This is a genomic window from Tuberibacillus sp. Marseille-P3662 (assembly GCF_900178005.1).
In the GTDB taxonomy this organism is placed as follows: Bacteria; Bacillota; Bacilli; order Bacillales; family Sporolactobacillaceae; genus Marseille-P3662.
In genome coordinates this window covers 366,976-384,979 of record NZ_FXBS01000004.1, presented here as the reverse complement: position 1 = coordinate 384,979, position 18,004 = coordinate 366,976, and the positions used below count along the sequence as shown (strand labels likewise).

General features: G+C 43.5%; 16 protein-coding genes. 7 read left to right on the top strand and 9 right to left on the bottom strand.

Translation table 11 applies throughout. The annotated features are described in order from the left end of the window. Positions 1–106 precede the first annotated feature (106 nt). The 3 genes from B9Y89_RS05445 to B9Y89_RS05435 form a co-directional block, all read right to left on the bottom strand. The gene (locus tag B9Y89_RS05445; protein WP_085522217.1) at positions 107–1,027 is read right to left on the bottom strand and encodes a nucleoside hydrolase; all 921 of its coding nucleotides are present in this window, start codon (positions 1,025–1,027) and stop codon (positions 107–109) included. 102 nt (positions 1,028–1,129) lie between these two features. Then, positions 1,130–2,047: a ribokinase gene (gene rbsK / locus B9Y89_RS05440; RefSeq protein WP_085522216.1), complete on the bottom strand. Its 918-nt coding sequence runs from the start codon at positions 2,045–2,047 to the stop codon at positions 1,130–1,132. A gap of 18 nt (positions 2,048–2,065) precedes the next feature. Further along, positions 2,066–3,079, bottom strand: a complete 1,014-nt coding sequence (locus tag B9Y89_RS05435; protein ID WP_085522215.1) for a LacI family DNA-binding transcriptional regulator — start codon at positions 3,077–3,079, stop codon at positions 2,066–2,068. Positions 3,080–3,370: 291 nt separating this feature from the next. Between B9Y89_RS05435 and B9Y89_RS05430 the strand changes: the two genes are divergently transcribed. After that, positions 3,371–4,576 carry a NupC/NupG family nucleoside CNT transporter gene (locus B9Y89_RS05430; RefSeq protein ID WP_085522214.1) on the top strand — a complete coding sequence of 402 codons (1,206 nt, stop codon included), beginning with the start codon at positions 3,371–3,373 and terminating at the stop codon, positions 4,574–4,576. A 78-nt stretch (positions 4,577–4,654) separates the two neighbouring features. Beyond that, complete coding sequence (locus B9Y89_RS05425; RefSeq protein ID WP_085522213.1) at positions 4,655–5,935, top strand: NCS2 family permease; 1,281 nt, start codon at positions 4,655–4,657, stop codon at positions 5,933–5,935. Positions 5,936–6,148: 213 nt separating this feature from the next. On the opposite strand, the gene asnB is transcribed toward B9Y89_RS05425, so the two are convergent. The 5 genes from asnB to B9Y89_RS05395 form a co-directional block, all read right to left on the bottom strand. Next, positions 6,149–7,657 (bottom strand): asparagine synthase B, encoded by a 1,509-nt coding sequence (gene asnB / locus B9Y89_RS05420; protein WP_085522212.1) that lies wholly within the window; start codon positions 7,655–7,657, stop codon positions 6,149–6,151. Positions 7,658–8,346: 689 nt separating this feature from the next. After that, positions 8,347–9,117 carry an IucA/IucC family C-terminal-domain containing protein gene (locus B9Y89_RS05410; protein ID WP_176222114.1) on the bottom strand — a complete coding sequence of 257 codons (771 nt, stop codon included), beginning with the start codon at positions 9,115–9,117 and terminating at the stop codon, positions 8,347–8,349. Beyond that, the gene (locus tag B9Y89_RS05405; RefSeq protein ID WP_085522209.1) at positions 9,101–9,922 is read right to left on the bottom strand and encodes an ABC transporter ATP-binding protein; all 822 of its coding nucleotides are present in this window, start codon (positions 9,920–9,922) and stop codon (positions 9,101–9,103) included. Before B9Y89_RS05405 ends, B9Y89_RS05410 begins: the two co-directional genes overlap by 17 nt. A gap of 5 nt (positions 9,923–9,927) precedes the next feature. Next, complete coding sequence (locus tag B9Y89_RS05400; protein WP_085522208.1) at positions 9,928–10,983, bottom strand: FecCD family ABC transporter permease; 1,056 nt, start codon at positions 10,981–10,983, stop codon at positions 9,928–9,930. Next, positions 10,980–11,987: a FecCD family ABC transporter permease gene (locus tag B9Y89_RS05395; protein ID WP_085522207.1), complete on the bottom strand. Its 1,008-nt coding sequence runs from the start codon at positions 11,985–11,987 to the stop codon at positions 10,980–10,982. Before B9Y89_RS05395 ends, B9Y89_RS05400 begins: the two co-directional genes overlap by 4 nt. A gap of 177 nt (positions 11,988–12,164) precedes the next feature. Here B9Y89_RS05395 and B9Y89_RS05390 point away from each other — a divergent pair, with 177 nt between their 5' ends. After that, the gene (locus B9Y89_RS05390) at positions 12,165–13,145 is read left to right on the top strand and encodes an ABC transporter substrate-binding protein (RefSeq protein WP_085522206.1); all 981 of its coding nucleotides are present in this window, start codon (positions 12,165–12,167) and stop codon (positions 13,143–13,145) included. Between the two features lie 92 nt (positions 13,146–13,237). On the opposite strand, the gene B9Y89_RS05385 is transcribed toward B9Y89_RS05390, so the two are convergent. Beyond that, positions 13,238–13,849: a DUF3298 and DUF4163 domain-containing protein gene (locus B9Y89_RS05385; RefSeq protein WP_085522205.1), complete on the bottom strand. Its 612-nt coding sequence runs from the start codon at positions 13,847–13,849 to the stop codon at positions 13,238–13,240. Positions 13,850–13,985: 136 nt separating this feature from the next. On the opposite strand from B9Y89_RS05385, the gene B9Y89_RS05380 reads away from it, so the two are divergent. The 4 genes from B9Y89_RS05380 to B9Y89_RS05365 all read left to right on the top strand — a co-directional run bounded on the left by B9Y89_RS05380 (position 13,986) and on the right by B9Y89_RS05365 (position 17,995). Beyond that, positions 13,986–15,590, top strand: coding sequence for an ATP-binding protein (locus B9Y89_RS05380; protein WP_369596718.1), 1,605 nt, complete (start codon positions 13,986–13,988; stop codon positions 15,588–15,590). Between the two features lie 16 nt (positions 15,591–15,606). Then, complete coding sequence (locus B9Y89_RS05375; protein WP_085522203.1) at positions 15,607–16,284, top strand: response regulator; 678 nt, start codon at positions 15,607–15,609, stop codon at positions 16,282–16,284. Positions 16,285–16,459: 175 nt separating this feature from the next. After that, a complete protein-coding gene (locus B9Y89_RS05370) occupies positions 16,460–17,473 on the top strand; it encodes a tripartite tricarboxylate transporter substrate binding protein (protein ID WP_085522202.1) in 1,014 nt (337 codons plus the stop codon). Between the two features lie 63 nt (positions 17,474–17,536). After that, complete coding sequence (locus B9Y89_RS05365; RefSeq protein ID WP_085522201.1) at positions 17,537–17,995, top strand: tripartite tricarboxylate transporter TctB family protein; 459 nt, start codon at positions 17,537–17,539, stop codon at positions 17,993–17,995. Positions 17,996–18,004 lie beyond the last annotated feature (9 nt).

Here is an 18,004-nt window from a genome sequence, read left to right as displayed (position 1 = left end):
AGGTTTTTTTATGATTGATCCATATAAAGCACCCCCTTTGCCGCTTCTGCTATATTTGGAGGCAAAGGGGGTGTTTCGGTTTTTTTGTAACTATGTTCAAGATCTATTAGACAACACGCTCAAGAAAATGGGCAACAAATCGGTCGGCATCGACACCGAGACCGACTTTAATATTGGGATGATCCTTTTCATGGGTCTCAAAGGTTTGGCCTTCGTATTCACCGTCAGTGACCACATCAATTTTCAAAGGTTCAGTTTTAACAAAAGACGAATCAATCGCTATACCAACAGTTAATGGATCGTGCAGGGCACAGCCGTTCATACCTGGATTATTTTTAATGTAAGCGTCGATATAGAAGTCACAAGCATCCGCCAATGTACGGGACAATACGGTATCTTTATCGCGCCATTCATTCAAAACGGAGCGTTCAAGCATCGTTTGCATGGTTACATCCAGACCAGTGAGGGTTATTGGAAGGCCCGATTGAAATGTGAGCTGGGCGGCTTCTGGGTCAGTGTATATGTTAGCTTCAGCGTAAGGCGTGATATTTCCAGGCGCCCGCACAGCTCCGCCCATGACAATGACCTCATCGATGAGTGAAATAATTTCTGGATCCTTATTAATGGCCGTCGCTAAGTTGACTTGACTCGCGGTTGGCAATAACGTGATATCATGCGGATGTTCACGAACGGCTGAAATAATAAAGTCATGGGCTAGTCCATCCGAGGCCTTCGTCGTTGCCGGTGGCAGCACAGCTTCACCAATGCCGTTTTCACCATGAATTGATGCTGTTTTTTCATGAGGTTCGTCCCCATTAAATTTCTTATCAACGCCTGGAATGACAGGAATGTCTTCAGCACCGAGGGCTTCCAAGAGCTGCAAGGTATTTCGGGTGGCTTCGGGTACCGTTGTATTACCAAAACTTGTTGTGATACCTAGAATATTCAATTCTGGGGAATGGACGGCATAGCTAATTGCCAGTGCGTCATCAATACCTGTATCCACGTCTAAAATAATGTTTTTCATAACTTTTCGCTCCTTTTAGATCAGGCTCAAATGATAGGGTCATGCTTGAAAAATATTCCTTAATTGGAGATTGGTTTTAAAAAGCTAGGACGACAATAATGATTAGTCTTTTTGTGATGCTTTGACTAATTTGTCCACTTCTTCGCGATAAGGCATCCCATCTTGGGCCCCGTGTTTGGCGACGGACAATGTCCCCGCGTAAGTAGCGAATTGAACCGCGTCTTCAAGTGGCTTTCCTTGTCCAATCGTAACAGCAAGTCCGGCGTTATACGTATCTCCGGCGCCTGTGGCATCGACTGCCTCAACTGGAACAGCTGGTTGATGTTTTAGTTCACCATTGAAGGTTGAATAATAGGCGCCTTCGCTTCCCTTTGTCATAATGATTTTTCCAGGATACGATTGCAAAGCAGTTTTGAAATCGTGATCAACGTCAGAACGACCTAACATCGTTGCTAATTCATGTTCGTTAGGGGTCAAAAACGTTGCATCTTGTATGACGTCTGGTCCAAGCCCGACGGCTGGTGCGGGATTTAAAATCACCGGTACGTCATGTTGTTTGGCTGTCTTCATCGCTGCCTTAACGGTTTCGAGCGGCGTTTCTAATTGGACTAATAAAACGTCTGCTGCTTGAATGGCATCTGAGGCTTGATCAACCATTTCGGGTGTTAGGGCATGATTAGCTCCTGGCGTCACGATGATTCGATTGTCGTTCTCTTCAACAATAATCGTAGCAATGCCTGTCTTTTCTGTAACCGGTTCCACATTGTCGGCATTGATGCCTTCGTTTTTTAAATTAGTGAGCAGTTGTTTGCCAAAATCGTCTTGGCCCACACACCCTATCATGCTAACGTCAGCACCTAATCGGGCACAGGCAACAGCTTGATTCGCCCCTTTACCTCCAGGATTCGTTGAAAAATGGTCACCAAATTGTGTTTCCCCGCGTGCGGGTATGACGGGAATTTGGGTGACAAGATCCATATTGAGACTGCCAACAACGGCAATTTTTGGCGTGTTTTTCATTAGTATATCACCTTCCAATTAGGATTGATCATCATGAGCACTCATGATGAGGGACTTGTTGGTCGATTGTCGTTGAATTAACTGAGCAGAATATTTTCGATAAGGTTTTGTTAGTTGTTTTTGTTCTATGAGATCAATCAGCATCTCAGCTGCTGTTTCCCCAAGTTGGTAGATGGGCTGAGCCATCGTTGAAAGTTCCGGGAACGTTGTCTCACATAGAGAAATACCATCAAAACCAATGACCGCTAATTGATCCGGGACAACAATATTCAAATCGCGCGCAGCTTTTAATACACCGATAGCCATTAAATCGTTCCCTGCGAAAATACCGTCAATTTCCGGATGGTCTTTCAACAGTGTTAAGGCGGACTGATAAGCTTCTTGACTACTATAGTTCCCATTAACAATGTAGCCGTTATGGAACCAGTTTGTCTCTCCGACGACATCGATATAACCTTGACAGCGGATATTTGCGTTATTCACATGTTCCGGTCCGCGCACATGGGCAATCACTTGGCATCCTAAATCTTTCAAGTGGCGAACAGCTTCTCTAGAACTGCTGAGATTGTCGGAGAACACTGTTGGAACCGTTGAATCAATGGCCCGATCAATCGCAACCACAGGCTTATTAAAGGCATGTACTTGTTCATTATCCATCGTATTCGTCGCCAGTATGGCCCCGTCCACATATTTTTGTTCCATCATTGTCAGATAAGCTTTTTCTTCCTCGGCTTTTTCATCTGAGTTACCGAGAATGACTGTATACCCCTTACGATTCATGACATCTTCAACCGCCCGTGCAAGCTCGGGGAAAAAAGGATTTGTAATATCAGGAACGATCAAACCAATTGTCCGCGATTGTTTCTTATATAAACTACGGGCGACTGCATTGGGTTTATAGTTCAGTTCTGTTATGGCCTGGGATACTTTCTCTCGTGTGTCCTCCCCGACATAACCATTATTATTTAACACTCTTGACACTGTAGCGACGGACACACCGGCCGTTTTTGCGACTTCTTTAATTGTTGGCATCGGCCCACCGCTTTCTAGGAAAAGTCATTTCTATCTAGCAACTATGTAACCCGTTACATTTATTATATTTAAAGGTTTACAAAGTTGTCAATCCAATTTTAATAGGAAAGAAAGTGGGAGTAAGCTGTTTATTTTACTAATTGACAAATGATATAATAGCCTATATATTATATGTGTATCCGGTTACACATTAGTTGTTATAGAGACTTAAGAATTTAAAATAAGGTTGTCTATTTTATATATATATGGAACCGGTTACACATTATTTACTTGAATATAGGGGGAGTAACGGTGCAAATCCTGTGGGGTATTTTAGGAATTATTGTGATTCTGGGAATCGCCTTTTTATTTTCAAACAATAAAAAAGCGATCAATTTCCGAACAATTTTGTTGGCGCTAGTCATACAAATTTTGTTTGCACTTATTGTTTTAAAGTGGCCGCTGGGCCATCAAGCACTTAAATGGGTTTCGGATAAAGTGGAGAAAGTGGTTGGCACAGCCGGCTCCGGCATTGACTTTCTTTTTGGTCCGGTCTTACCGGAGGACGGCAGTATATTTGCGTTCCAAGTGTTACCTGTCATTATCTTTTTCTCTTCATTAATTAGTGTCTTGTACTATCTCGGCGTGATGCAATGGATGATTCGTCTTTTAGGCGGCGCTCTTCAAAAGTTGTTAAAAACGAGCAAGGTAGAGTCCATGAACGCGGCCGGGAACATTTTTCTTGGACAAACAGAGGCGCCTCTCGTCGTTAAACCGTATATCAAAAATATGACGAACTCTGAGATGTTTGCCGTGATGACTGGTGGACTATCCACCGTTGCCGGATCGGTTCTAGCTGGTTATGCACTCCTAGGTGTACCGATGCAATATCTCATTGCTGCAAGCTTTATGGCAGCGCCGGCAGGTCTACTAATGGCGAAGTTGATTATTCCCGAGAGTCATAAAGAAGAAACAACAGATGATGTTACACTAGAGAAAGATACAGAGACAACGAACGTCATCGACGCTGCAGCCAGAGGGGCAAGTGATGGTTTGAAACTGGCCTTAACAGTTGGCGCCATGTTAATTGCCTTCATCTCGTTAATTGCTTTAATCAATCTTCTCTTGGATTGGGTTGGCGGCTGGGTTGGTCTTGACATCACCTTGCAGCAAATCCTAGGTTATATTTTCTCACCAATTGCGTTTCTTATTGGTGTGCCTTGGGATGAAGCCATCCGTGCCGGCTCGTTAATTGGGCAAAAAATTGTTTTAAATGAGTTTGTCGCTTTTTCAAACTTCGGCCCAAATATCGCTGAGTATACGGAAAAAACGAAAACGATCATTTCCTTTGCATTGTGCGGGTTCGCCAATGTTGGATCCATGGCGATTTTAATTGGTGGATTGAGTCCTATGGCTCCAAATCGTCGTGGCGATATTGCCAGATTAGGGGTTAAAGCGATAATAGCTGGTACGTTAGCCAATCTATTAAGCGCTGCTATTGCAGGCATGTTAGTTTAAAAATATAATTTAATATGTGATTTTCTGTTCTGAAATCACGGGTGGGTGAGGGATACCTTAAGCAAGGAGAAACTTTTTTTGAAGTTACGACGTTTTTTTGGCTTCAATGAGTATGGTTCTACAATCAAGCAAGAGGTGATGGCAGGAGTCACCTCTTTTGTGACCATTGCTTATATTATTATCGTCAATGCTTCATTTTTACAGGAAGCAGGTATCCCATATCAGCCTGCGATCATCGCAACAGTATTAACATCGTTCGTCGGTTGTATCTTTATGGGATTTTGGGCCAATGCACCCGTTATTCTTACGCCGGGTATGGGGATTAATGCCTTTTTCACCTATGTAATGGTTCAGTCAATGGGGCTGGCATGGCAGGAAGCATTGGCAGCAGTATTCATAGCCAGTCTGATTTTCGTAGTCGTTGCGTTCTCACGGTTCGCATCTCTGCTGTCTCATGCAGTTCCGCAATCGTTGAAGGATGCGATCACCGTTGGCATCGGTTTTTTTCTTACATTTATAGGCCTGCAAAAGGGCGGTCTGGTTGTTAGTGATGCGGATACCTTTGTTGCGCTTGGTGATTTAGGGAGTCCCCCTGTGATCGTTACCATTCTGACGCTAATTATCACCGTGATTTTATTTAGTCGTAATGTTAAAGGAAATCTGCTTCTTGGCGTCATAGCCGGTACGATCCTTGCACTTATATTTGGTGTGACTGAGCTTTCAAGCGTGAGTTGGCGTGGCCCGACATTGGGGAGCTATCAAGATGTGTTTAATGTCATGTCATTTGACCGCATCACATCGGTGACCTTTTGGATGGTGACCTTGTCTGTGACAATGGTGATTGTGTTTGAAAATATGGGTGTCCTTCATGGCTTGCTATCAGACAAGAAGAAGTACAGGCGGGCTTATCAAGCGAGTGCGCTTTCTGCTGTGACTTCAGGATTACTCGGTTCAAGTCCAACGATGACAGCCGTAGAGAGTGCGTCAGGTATTAATACTGGGGGAAAAACAGGGGTCACAGCTTTGATAACAGGACTCTTATTTATACCGGCCTTGTTTTTAATGCCTTTGATCCAGTTAATACCAGATAGCGCGATTGCTCCCATATTAATAATTATTGGGGCATTGATGATTCAAAATATACAAAATATCGATTTGCAAGATTTTACAGAGTGGTTTCCGGCGTTTTTAATCATTGCACTTATTCCGTTGACATCAAGTATTGTTGATGGAATGGCGTTCGGTTTCATCGCTTATCCCGTTCTTAAAATGGCTCAAGGCAGAACAAATGAGATCAATGCCACGATTGGTGTTATTGCTTGTTTGTTCATACTCAATTTTCTTGTATATGCGATTTAAAAGATAGGCTAGGACAAAAGTATATTCGTCACAGAATAATCCGAACGATTTTAATCAAATCAGTTCGGATTATTTGTTGAAAATAGTCATTCTTGCATCGCTTCGTCAAAATCCTTCGTTTTCCGGAATCTAAGTATTTTGACGACGCTTAGAATTTGCTTTCATATCTTATTGCTCGGCTTCCTGAGTATTCTGCTTTAGATTTGTCCCAAATTAGGCTGTCGCCCATCGTCCGACGGTTTCGATAGCAGATGGTTTTGGGAAGCGATCTTGGAAAATTTTAAAATAGAGACACTCTTGCTTGCTCCTAAGAGAAATAGGGGCCTGGGCATTAAGCTTGTTCCAGTCAGAATCCGTTATCACTTCATTGGCATAGCGTTCCAAGATATCTAATGCGCCGCTGCCCGCAGAAAATTCCTCTTTCTTGCGCCACAAGACATGATCCGGAAGCCAGCCATCAAAGGCTTCTCTTAAAATGGCTTTTTCCATTCGAGCTTCCTTGTGAAGTTTCAATCCTGCAGGAATTTTGAGCGCCTGTTGGATGAGATCCAAGTCCAGAAATGGGACACGTAACTCCAAAGAATGAGCCATGCTCATGCGGTCGGCGCGCTGTAGGTTAATGTTATGCAAGGATTGAATGATTCTGAGAATCTCTTCGTTTAAAGATGCTGTTGTTTGAAATTGATTGAGATAGTCATAGCCGGCAAACAGCTCGTCCGCACCTTCCCCTGAAAGAATCACTTTGACGTGCTGAGATGCCAATTTGGACACGAAATAGTTTGGCAAAGCGCTGCGGACAAGAGAGGGTTCAAAAGATTCCAAGTGGCCAATCACATCCGGGAGAATATTAATGATTTCTTTCTCAGTATAAATATATTCATAATGCTCCGTACCAATGGCCTGGGCGACCTCACGTGCTCGCTTGATATCTTCACTACCCTCTGAACCGACACAAAAGGATTTCAGTGGGGTATGATTGTTCTTATTCCGTAGTTTAGCAGTAATCGCAGCAATTAAACTACTGTCAAGCCCTCCGCTAAGCAAGACACCGACGTCAACGTCAGCGAGCATTCGTTTTTCGACGGCTTGGGTTAGATATTTGCGAATGCCTTCTCTGTAAGTGTCAGGGTGATTATCGGTGCTGTCTGTTGTTCGCTGAATCTCCCGATAACAAACAAATCCTGTCTCTGGGGTGTAATAGTGACCCGGCGGAAATTCCTGCGCGGTTTCGGAAACAAGATAGACGGTCTTCAATTCTGATGCAAACACCATCCCGCCATCGGCATCATAGCCATAATAAAGGGGTTTGATACCTAATGTGTCACGGGCGGCAAGAAAGGTATTCTGTTGTTCATCGGCAATGAAGAATGCAAACATCCCATCTAACTGATCAATAGCGCCAGCGCCAGAAACCTCGTACAGTCTTAAGGCGACTTCACTGTCCGATTCGGTTAAAAAAGCGGTTTGACCCTTTAAAGATGCTTTTAAAGATTGATAATTATAGATTTCTCCATTACAAACTATCCACTGATCTCGTTGTTCATTCGTAATCGGCTGGATGCCATCTTCAAGGCCAATGATGGATAAGCGTTGATGTCCGAGTTGAAATTGACCTAGAGTGTGTGTCCCGCTTTCATCAGGACCGCGGTGGGTCATGCTTTTTAAAACTTGGTTCATCTGTTCATCTGAAATCTGTCCATTCATGGCATATATGCCGCACATTTTGGCAGGTCACCTCAAATATTTTAAGTATGTTAGACATTTAACCATCTTGGAAAGGTAATGACAAACTTGATATGAGAGGAAATTTTATTGTTAAACCTTATTGATGATTGATGAAGTGCTTTTGGTGAATGATGCGCCGATTTAATCGCCAATGTGATGTAAAAGGAAGGGGTTTTTAAAAGTAGATGGGTATGAGCGCTCAATTTTCGTCGAGAGCGCTCAATTATTCGTTGGGAGCGCTCAATATTCTGCGAGAGCGCTCAATTGTCGGTGGGAGCGCTCAATATTCTGCGAGAGCGCTCAATTTTCGTTGGGAGCGCTCAATTTTCGGTGAGAGCGATCAATTTTACGTCGAGAGCGCTCAATTTTTCAGTGGGAGCGCTCAATTATTCGTCGAGAGCGCTCAATTTTCGTCGAGAGCGCTCAATTTCACGTCGAGAGCGCTCAATATTCTGCGAGAGCGCTCAATTTTCGGTGGGAGCGCTCAATTTCACGTCGAGAGCGCTCAATTTTTCAGTGGGAGCGCTCATTTTCAGACGAAAAGCGCTCATTCTAAAGAAAAAACCGCTCATCCCGCCGCTAAAATCACGACATAAGGGTTGACCGGTTTTTAATATAAGTTATTGATTTCCAGTCATTAGATCGTTCCTCGCGTACGTTCTCTTAGTATTTCTCAACAGGGGCAATCATGTTACGTTCACTTTAGCACGCGTATGATGACGAACATCTATACAACCATTGCGGCAAGTTGAACAGTAGTCGGCACCCGGGATTTGATAATACTGGCAGCACGTCTTGCGCATACGCACACCATCACGCTTCGGTGTGTAAAAGGGTCTAATTGGATTAAAATCACACCCGAAAACATCACCATCAGCGTCAAGCAGACTTTGAAAGTCTTCGCGCATCTCCAGGGATCGAACGCCATTTTCCGGCAATTTTGTTTCATAGAGCCAGAATATATAGGTCGCCGAATTTTCCCATAAAATCGGCTCGGGAACCCGGGAAATATCCGACAGTAAACGGATGATTCGTGAAAGATTATGTTTAAACAGCTTAGTGAACGCGGTTCGCCGCCAATGTTCTCGATCCGACGATGCCGGCTGCGGTGTCACATGCCGATTATTCAATGTTAGTTGGGGCATCCACAGTCCATTGTTGCTATGGTCAACAATCCGGCAGTTGTCAACATCGACATCCAGCCGTTTATGGAAAGCACTTAGCGCATACAAGGCCGGTGCCGTAATTAAAAACGCGTATCGTTTACAAAATTGAGAAGCCGTGACAAGAAGTGACGGCGACTGCAACTTTTGACTCGCCTCACGAAGGAAATTCGTCATTGTTTCCTCGGTAAATAATGAACGAACCGGGGTAGCGTTCATATCCTGATAATGATTGGTATATCTGAGATGGGCCTGCAAAAACTGTTCTTCTCCGGCATTAAGATAAGACAGCATAGGGCTCCTCCATTTTAACGTTTCGGCCTTTGCCATGCGGAATGCACATAGGTGTACCGAAAATGGGATCTTGCGTAATATCAACGTTCATATCATAAACAGATTCAACGAGAGACTCAGTGACGACGTCTTCAGGAGCGCCTTGGGCGTACACGTTTTGATCATTAATTGCGATGACATGATCAGCGTACCGGCAAGCCAGATTCAAGTCATGTAAAACCATCACAATCGTGCGACCGCTGTCCTTATTGAGATCGAACAATAAATCAAGGATCTCAACCTGATGGGACATATCCAGGTAGGTTGTGGGCTCATCAAGCAAAATGGTGTCGGTATCTTGAGCCAATACCATCGCAATCCAAGCACGTTGTTTTTGGCCGCCGGACAATTCCGCAACCTGGCGTTCGGCCAAATCACTCATTTTCGTGACATTTAAGGCGTATTGAATCGCTTGCTCATCGACTTCTGACCACTGACGCAGCCAGCTTTGATAAGGATAACGACCTTGTTTGACTAACTGCAGCACCGTTAATCCTTCAGGCGCTTGAGGACCTTGAGGTAAAACAGCCATGTGCCGTGCAATTTTTTTCGTCGACCTTTGTGCCATGTTTTTACCGTCAAGCAAGACATGCCCGCCTGTGGGTTTATTCAAACGAGCCAAAGTGGATAGTAAGGTCGATTTTCCGCAGCCGTTTCGCCCGATAAGAACTGTGATTTGGCCCTCAGGAATGCTTACATTCAAATCATCAAGAACGAGATTGTCACCATAAGCAACGGATAGTGATTGGGCTTCCAAAACGCTCATGTTCGTCACCTCTTCGCCTTTCTGCTGATATATAAAAGATAAATGAAGTATGGAGCGCCGATGGCTGCTGTAAATACACCAACGGGCACTTGCAATGGGAGAAACAGCGTGCGTCCCGCTGTATCCGCTAATATAACGATGATGCCTCCGAGTAACGCGGATGCCGGAATTAAGCTTCCGAAGGATGTTCCGACCAAACGCCTTGCCATATGGGGAGCCATCAAACCGACAAAACCGATACCGCCCGCAAAGGCAACGGCACCGCCTGTTAACGCTGCGCATAAGGCTAATAAAATATTACGGTCACGTTTGACGTGACTGCCGACGCTGGCAGCGATGTTTTCCCCTAATTCTTGGACATTCATCCGCCTTGCGAGTACCAGTGACAGGATTAAAAAGATCAATGACCAAATGGAGAGAATTGTCACCTGCTGCCAAGTGGCCCCATAGACACTGCCAGTAATCCAAATATTGGCTTTGGTGGCCAAATAGGCGGAGCCCATGACGAGCAAAAAGTTAGTAATGGCCTGCGCGCCGCTGGCAAGACCAATGCCGATTAGAACCAAGCGCATTCTTGACATGCCGTTTTTATTTGACAAGATAAATACAATGAAAATCATGGCCAAGGCGCCTATAAAAGATGCCAGCGGCACCCATTGAACACTGACCGTCAGCGAATGGTCATTTGTACTGAAGGCAGCGAGAAAGGCCACTGTTGTTACTGATGCCCCGCCAGTGACGCCAATAATGTCTGGTGAAGCGAGCGGATTTCTAACGAGACCCTGCAAAATTGCACCTGCGACAGCCAAGCCAATGCCTGCTAACCCAGCCAACAATGTGCGTGGCATCCGGAAGGAGCGCACGATCAGATTAGTCATCTCAGAACCGGTTCCAAAGATCCCGTTGACCACCTCTATGGGATTGATCATCACATCACCGGCACTGATGCTCAGTACTAAGACGCCGATGAGAATGAGTATGAGTATGCCGATGACAGCCATCGCCTTTTTTTCAAACAGGAGGGAAACTCCTTTTAGCCGAAAAGGGACGTAACGTTTCATGTCTTGAAAACCCCTTTCCGTGCAATATAGACGAAGAACGGCGTGCCAATGACGGCGGTCATAATACCAACCGGGACCTCACTGGGCATAATGACATAACGGGCCGTGATATCCGCGAGCAGCAAAAGGATTGCGCCGAGTAAAGCACTGTATGGAATCAGCCACCGGTAATCTTGACCAACCAGCCACTTTGCAATATGTGGAATCACGATACCGATGAATCCAATCGGCCCTGCAACAGCGACCGAACCCCCGGCCAATAGGATGACTATGAGACCGACAATCATTTTCGTGATTAAAATATTCTGCCCTAGACTTTTGGCCACTTTTTCACCGAGAATCAACACATTCATTTTGCTGCTAATCACGATTGATAAAATCCATCCGGCAACTAAGTATGGCAGGACGGCCGTGAGCGTTTCCAAATCGCGCCCTTGAACGGAGCCGATAAGCCAAAACAGCACGGCATCAAGCGCTTTTTCATTTAAAACCAAAAATCCCTGTGTCAGTGACGAGAACAGGGCGGCGATTGCCGCACCTGCCAATGTCAGTCGTACAGGTGAGATTTCGTTACCTAACGATCCGACAATGTAGACGATGAGAGCGGCAACTGTTGCGCCGGCAAAACTTAACCAAGTAAATGCGGATATTGATGTGACACCGAACATGGTAACGGCAATTACAATAAAAAAACTCGCTCCCGCATTCACACCAAGAATGTTAGGGGAGGCCAGCGGATTTTTTGTGATGCCCTGCATAAGGGCCCCTGAGATTGCAAGACTGCTACCGATGGCCGTTGCAATCAAGGCTCTAGGCACTCGTGTTTCTCTTATAATAACTTGGTTATTGCTACCTGTATAATGAGTATAAGCATCGAAAACCATTGATAAGTTGATATCTGTTAGACCAAAAATAATGCTGGCAACCATGCTTAGGAGTAAAAGAATAATTGAGAAAATTAACACAAACGTCTTAGTCAGTTGACTGGTCAGAACTCCTTGCATGTCCGTTACCCCTTAATTCAAATTACTTCAAGTGTATGGTAAGTGATAATCATTGTCAATGATACTGAGAATTATTTTCAGTATTTTATTGACACCGTTATCAAATCATTATATAGTCAATTGTGGAAATGATAATCATTATCAATTTGCATAAAAATAATGAGGGGGACAACGAACATGAAACGATTTTTACAGATGTTTTCTGTATTTATCCTTGCTTTGACTGTACTGGCCGGGTGTGGCAGCGGTGAAAGTGATCAGTCGGATTCTAATTCTAATAGTAGCTCTGATAAGACATCGAAGGAAAATACCATTAAAGTTGACCATGCTATGGGCACATCAGAGGTGCCGGCGGATCCGAAACGTGTGGTTGTTTTGACGAACGAAGGAACCGAAGCGCTTTTAGCTATGGGCGTCAAACCGGTCGGCGCTGTTAAATCGTGGTTAGGTGATCCATGGTACGATCATATCAAGAAGCAGATGGACGGTGTCAAGGTTGTCGGTACGGAATCAGAGGTCAGTCTTGATACTATTGCTAAACTGAATCCTGACTTAATTATCGGCAATAAAATGCGTCAAGAAAAAATTTACGATAAATTGAGTGCCATCGCTCCAACGGTATTTTCAGAAACGCTTCGCGGCAATTGGAAAATTAATTTTAAACAGTATGCTAAAGCACTGAATAAACAAGAAAAGGGTCAGCAAGTTCTGGAGAAATTTGATAACCGTATCCAGTCGATTCATGATCGTCTTGGTGACAAAGTGAATCAAGAAATTTCTCTCGTCCGTTTTGTTGCGGGTGACATCCGTATCTATCACAAGAATTCATTTGCCGGCGTGATTTTAGATCAAATCGGATTTAAGCGTCCGGAGAATCAAAGGAAAGATGACCTTGCACAAAGGCATGTGACCAAAGAGCTGATTCCAAAAATGAATGGTGATAAGCTCTTCTACTTTACTTATGAAACCGGTGATGGTAAGGCCAATCAAGTTGAGGATGAATGGACGAACAGCAAATTGTGGAAGAATCTAGAGGTTGTCCAAGAAGGTGACGCTCATAAAGTCAGTGATGCTACATGGAACACCGCCGGCGGTGTCCTTGCAGCGAACGAAATGCTTGATGACATTGAACATTTCTTTAATATTGAACAAAAATAAATGCTAGCAACAAGGGGCCCCATAAGTAGGATTGATACTTGTGGGGCCTTTTTTTTATCTACCATAACTCAATGTTTCGCTTCTTCATTCTTTTAAAACGATCCCATCATTTGCCCCAGTGGACCGTTCTCATCGATGATGTCTTGAATCTCATAGATGGAGATCGGGAAATACGGAATGCCATAAACATAAGGGGCTAAATCATACAGTTGATAATAAATGACCAAGCATTTGTCGGCGATATAAAAGGATTGATTCCCAGGGGCAGGGACCGAATCGACGATCATCTGAATGTCTCGTTGCTGAATTTGCTTGTTAATGATGTCAGTTAGTACTTTCGTATAATCACTATTAGGATTAAATAAATCTTGCAATTGATACTGCTTTCCTGATGTGACATCAAATGTCAGTGTTTGAATGGTCGTCATGCCGTGGGCTCCGCCAGTAAAGGCATAAGCATACATGGCTAAGCTTAATATGCCTCGCTCATTGGTTTTGATTTCATACCAACCGTCGAGTTCTACCAAATCGGGGTTTGTTAAGTCATCATGGATTAAGCGATTGAGTGTGTTCATAATCGTTTGGTTGATGGTCTGCTGCACCCCTGGATTAACGTGGCCATAGATAAGCGGATATTGAACGTTGATATTGCGTTCAGGTACAACATAAGTTTGGGTTTGCACCTGCACATGAATATGATCCATTAAGTTCGCTCCTCCTTGCTTAAAAGCTATTGTGGTTATAGTATATGCCTATTTTTTTAAAACGTTAGGAAATATGAAGGTTTATAATGTTAAAGTGAATATAGGATTTTTACATAGATGGGGAAGGAGGGCGACCTTGCTCAAACGCTTGTTGAGGGTTACATTACAAACGAAGATATTGGGGCTTATTATTTCATTAATATTAATGATGATTATTTCGCTGACGGTGATATTTGCGTATATGGAGTCAAAGCAAATCAAGGAGCAAAAGGCTCAGCTCGCCTTGCAAACAGCCAAGACCGTTTCGTTGATCCCAGCCGTTGAACAAGCCTTACGCACCAACCATCCCTCAGACGTCATTCAACCCATTGTCAATCATGTTCAAGATGAGGTAGGGGCAGCTTTCATCATTATTGGCAATCGAGAAGGTGTGCGTTATTCATTTACTGATACACAAGAAATGAGTAAAAGCATAAAAAGTGGCGGTTACAATAGAGCCATCGTATTTGGGGCTAACTACAATTCTACAGGACCAAGTCCCCTTGGCTCTTCTTTAAAAGGCACATCTCCGATTTATAGACAGGTGGGTGATGCCAAGAAACTCGTCGGCGTTGTGACCGTTGGTTTTCTAACAAAGGACATTCAGCAAGAAATATGGACTAAAATGACAACAATCGGTTTATTTGCCTTGGTAGTATTATTATTCGGGATCGTCGGCGGCGTCTTTCTCACCAAAAACATAAGGAAGGATACATTAGGTCTTGAACCCCATGAAATTGCTGCTTTATACAGGGAGCGGGGGGCCATTCTTCAGTCGGTCAAGGAAGGCGTTGTTGCGGTGGACGAAAAAGGGCTGATTACGATGATCAATGCATCAGCCTGTGACACGATAGGCGTGGAAGGCGACTTATCAGGTAAATCTATTAAGCAAGTGATACCGAATACCCGGCTGTACAGCGTTCTTGAGAATGGAACTGTGGATCGTAACCAAGAAATGATACTTAACGATCGAGTGGTCATTGCCAATAGGGTTCCGATCATTGAAAAGGGACGTGTTGTTGGTGCTGTGTCGAGTTTTCGCGATAAGACAGAATTACGCGACATGGTTAATACGTTATCTGAAGTTAAAAAGTATTCCGAGGATTTACGCGCACAAACCCACGAGTTCAAAAATAAACTTTATGTACTGTCCGGTATGCTGCAATTGGGGCATTACCAAGAGGCTATTGATATGATTCAAGTGGAGGCGGCTTCCCAGGAAAACCAAAGTCAAGTGATATTCAATCAAATTCATGATCCAAATGTACAGGCGATTTTGCTCGGAAAAATCAGTCAAGCATCCGAGAAAAAAATTCACTTCACGATTGATCGTCATAGTTCGCTTGATGTCTTGCCTGAGCACTTTGACATATCTAAGATCATTACAATTCTGGGCAATTTAATTGATAATGCCTTCGAAGCTGTCATGGTCCAAGAGGATCGACAAGTTGCTTTTTTTACTTGGGATGTCGGCAACGATGTGGTATTTGAGGTAGCGGATAATGGAAAAGGCATACCTGAACATCACATATCAAAGATTTTCAGACAAGGATATTCATCAAAGGCATCAGATAATAGAGGTTATGGATTAGCTAATGTGAAGGAAGCTCTTGATAGTTTGGGAGGAACCATTGAGGTGGACAATCAGCAAACCGGAGGAGCCATTTTCTCTGTTTTCATTCCTATTAATAAAAACTCGTAAGTGAAGGGGAGAGTCTATGATTCGTGTTGCTATCGCCGAGGATGATTTTCGTGTCGCAAGCTTACATGAACAATTTTTATCATCCATCACTAATGTATCGGTAGTGGGACAAGCTTTGAATGCCGATCAGACGCTCGAATTATTAAGGAACGATGATGTGGATTTATTATTATTGGATATCTATATGCCCGATGTGTTCGGAACCGAATTACTGCCTGAAATCAGAAAGTCCTTTCCGTCCGTTGACATCATTATGATCACAGCGGCTACGGAGAAAGACATGCTGGAAACTTCGCTTCGATATGGTGTGTTCAATTATTTGATCAAACCTGTCAAGCTTGAACGATTCAAAACAGCTATTGAAGACTATAAAAGAAAAAAAGACTGGCTTGTTTCACATCAAGAACTGGACCAATCCGTGGTTGACCGTTATTTCGGACACGCAAATGCGGGGATGCCTGAAAAAGATCAACTACCAAAAGGCATAGATTCATTAACGCTTGAGAAGGTCAAAAACATTTTGTTTAATACTGTCGAAGGTATGACGGCAGAAGCGATGAGTGAAAAAATGGGGGCCTCCCGGACGACGGCAAGAAGGTATTTGGAATATTTAATTTCTACGGGTGAAGGACAAGCAGAACTGGAATACGGCATTGTTGGGAGGCCGGAGCGGAAATATTTTATTTATTCATAATATCGTGATCTATTTTGTGAACAAAATGAACAAAATGTGTTTTATGAATTTTAAAAATCAAATTAGGAAAACGGTTACATTTTATTTAATGCCCTTTACAATGAGAAAACAGTTGCATGACATTTTGACATTTAGGCTCTGACATGCAGCGATTTTCAAAAAGGAGATGATCATTTTGAAAACATTCGCAGGTATTCTTACCCTCGCTTTTATTATGATTTTTGCGTCGGCCTGTTCTAATAGCGGAAGTAGTTCTGGATCCACTGGAGGAGAAAGCGGTTCAGGATGGCAGCCGAATAAGCGGATTGAGTTTGTGGCTCCAGCGACCCCAGGCGGCGGTTGGGATACGACCGCTCGTGCGATGAAAAAAGTATTATCAGATCAGAATCTGATCAAGAAACCCCTTACGGTTGCCAATAAACCAGGTGGAAGCGGTGAAGTGGGTTGGAAGTATTTAAAGCAAAAAGGACCGAACACACTGGCTATTAACTCAAGTCTTTTAATCACTAATCATTTATTGGGACGCAGTGATCTTACTTATAAAAATTTCACACCCCTTGCTATTTTGGCCACGGAATGGGAAGCCATTGTCGTGCCTAAGGATTCAGATATCTCGAGCCTAAAGGACTTGATGAAGCAACTGAAATCTGATCCGAAATCGAAAAAGATCGCGGTGGCCCCAGGACTCGGGAATGACGATCACCTTTCCTTCCTTAAAGCCGCCAAAGCATATGGCGTTGGTGCGAAGAAATTGGACTTTCTAGTCTATGAAAGCGGCGGAGACGTAACCAATGCTTTGCTCGGTCATCATGTTGGTGCTGCAACCATGTCGGTTTCAGAGGCAAAACAGCAATATAAGGCGGGCAAACTGAAAATCTTAGCTGTATCTTCAGAAGAACGGATTGATGGTTTGGAAGATATTCCGACCTATAAAGAATCCGGTGTTGACATTGTATTCCCGCACTGGAGAGGCATTATGGGACCGCCTGATATGACGGAAGAACAAATCGCTTATTGGGATAAGAAAATCGGAAAAATGGTGAAAACCGATGCGTGGCAAAAGGTTTTGAAAAACAACGAGTGGCAGGATTTCTACAAAGACAGCAGTGAGGCAAAGAAATTTTTCAAGAAGCAGGTTAAGCAATATAAAGATCTTATCGAGACAGCGGGACTCTCTGATAAATATTAAATTTAAATGGATCCCACAGGGATCCATTTTTACCTCAATGGTATTAGGAGGTGTAGGGTTTCTATGATTTTTAAAAGGTATGGGGTCCCCATTTTCTTTATCTTAGTGGGTGTCGCTTTTCTTGTTGGGACGTTAACTTTGTCGGAAGCCCCAACTGGAGATCCAAACGCTCCAAAATATTTTCCGGCATTCATCAGTATCTTCTTGATTATCATCAGTACGGTTTATTTTATTAAAGAGTTGATCAGTGGAACTGAAGCAAACGAAGAGCTGAAAGCGCTGTTAAAAAATCGGACTCCGTTTTTAATTATTGGTAGTTTGGTGCTTGGTCTGCTTTACACGATGGTTTTCCAACCCCTTGGATTCTTGATTTCAACCATTCTATTTTTAGGATTCCTTTTATGCTTAGTCAATGGCGTCCGAACAAAAAGAAAATGGATGGTTAATATTGTGGTTGCTGTTCTATTTACTTGGGTGATTTGGTACGGATTTGCGAAATTATTACATGTCAGTTTGCCATAAAAGGCTGTC

Coding starts and splice junctions, on each gene's coding strand:
- B9Y89_RS05365 (WP_085522201.1), top strand. CDS start 17,537: ATGATTTTTAAAAGGTATGGGGTCCCCATTTTCTTTATCTTAGTGGGT.
- asnB (WP_085522212.1), bottom strand. CDS start 7,657: ATGTGCGGCATATATGCCATGAATGGACAGATTTCAGATGAACAGATG.
- B9Y89_RS05400 (WP_085522208.1), bottom strand. CDS start 10,983: ATGAAACGTTACGTCCCTTTTCGGCTAAAAGGAGTTTCCCTCCTGTTT.
- B9Y89_RS05410 (WP_176222114.1), bottom strand. CDS start 9,117: ATGCTGTCTTATCTTAATGCCGGAGAAGAACAGTTTTTGCAGGCCCAT.
- B9Y89_RS05405 (WP_085522209.1), bottom strand. CDS start 9,922: ATGAGCGTTTTGGAAGCCCAATCACTATCCGTTGCTTATGGTGACAAT.
- B9Y89_RS05375 (WP_085522203.1), top strand. CDS start 15,607: ATGATTCGTGTTGCTATCGCCGAGGATGATTTTCGTGTCGCAAGCTTA.
- B9Y89_RS05395 (WP_085522207.1), bottom strand. CDS start 11,987: ATGCAAGGAGTTCTGACCAGTCAACTGACTAAGACGTTTGTGTTAATT.
- B9Y89_RS05390 (WP_085522206.1), top strand. CDS start 12,165: ATGAAACGATTTTTACAGATGTTTTCTGTATTTATCCTTGCTTTGACT.
- rbsK (WP_085522216.1), bottom strand. CDS start 2,047: ATGAAAAACACGCCAAAAATTGCCGTTGTTGGCAGTCTCAATATGGAT.
- B9Y89_RS05385 (WP_085522205.1), bottom strand. CDS start 13,849: ATGGATCATATTCATGTGCAGGTGCAAACCCAAACTTATGTTGTACCT.
- B9Y89_RS05445 (WP_085522217.1), bottom strand. CDS start 1,027: ATGAAAAACATTATTTTAGACGTGGATACAGGTATTGATGACGCACTG.
- B9Y89_RS05435 (WP_085522215.1), bottom strand. CDS start 3,079: ATGCCAACAATTAAAGAAGTCGCAAAAACGGCCGGTGTGTCCGTCGCT.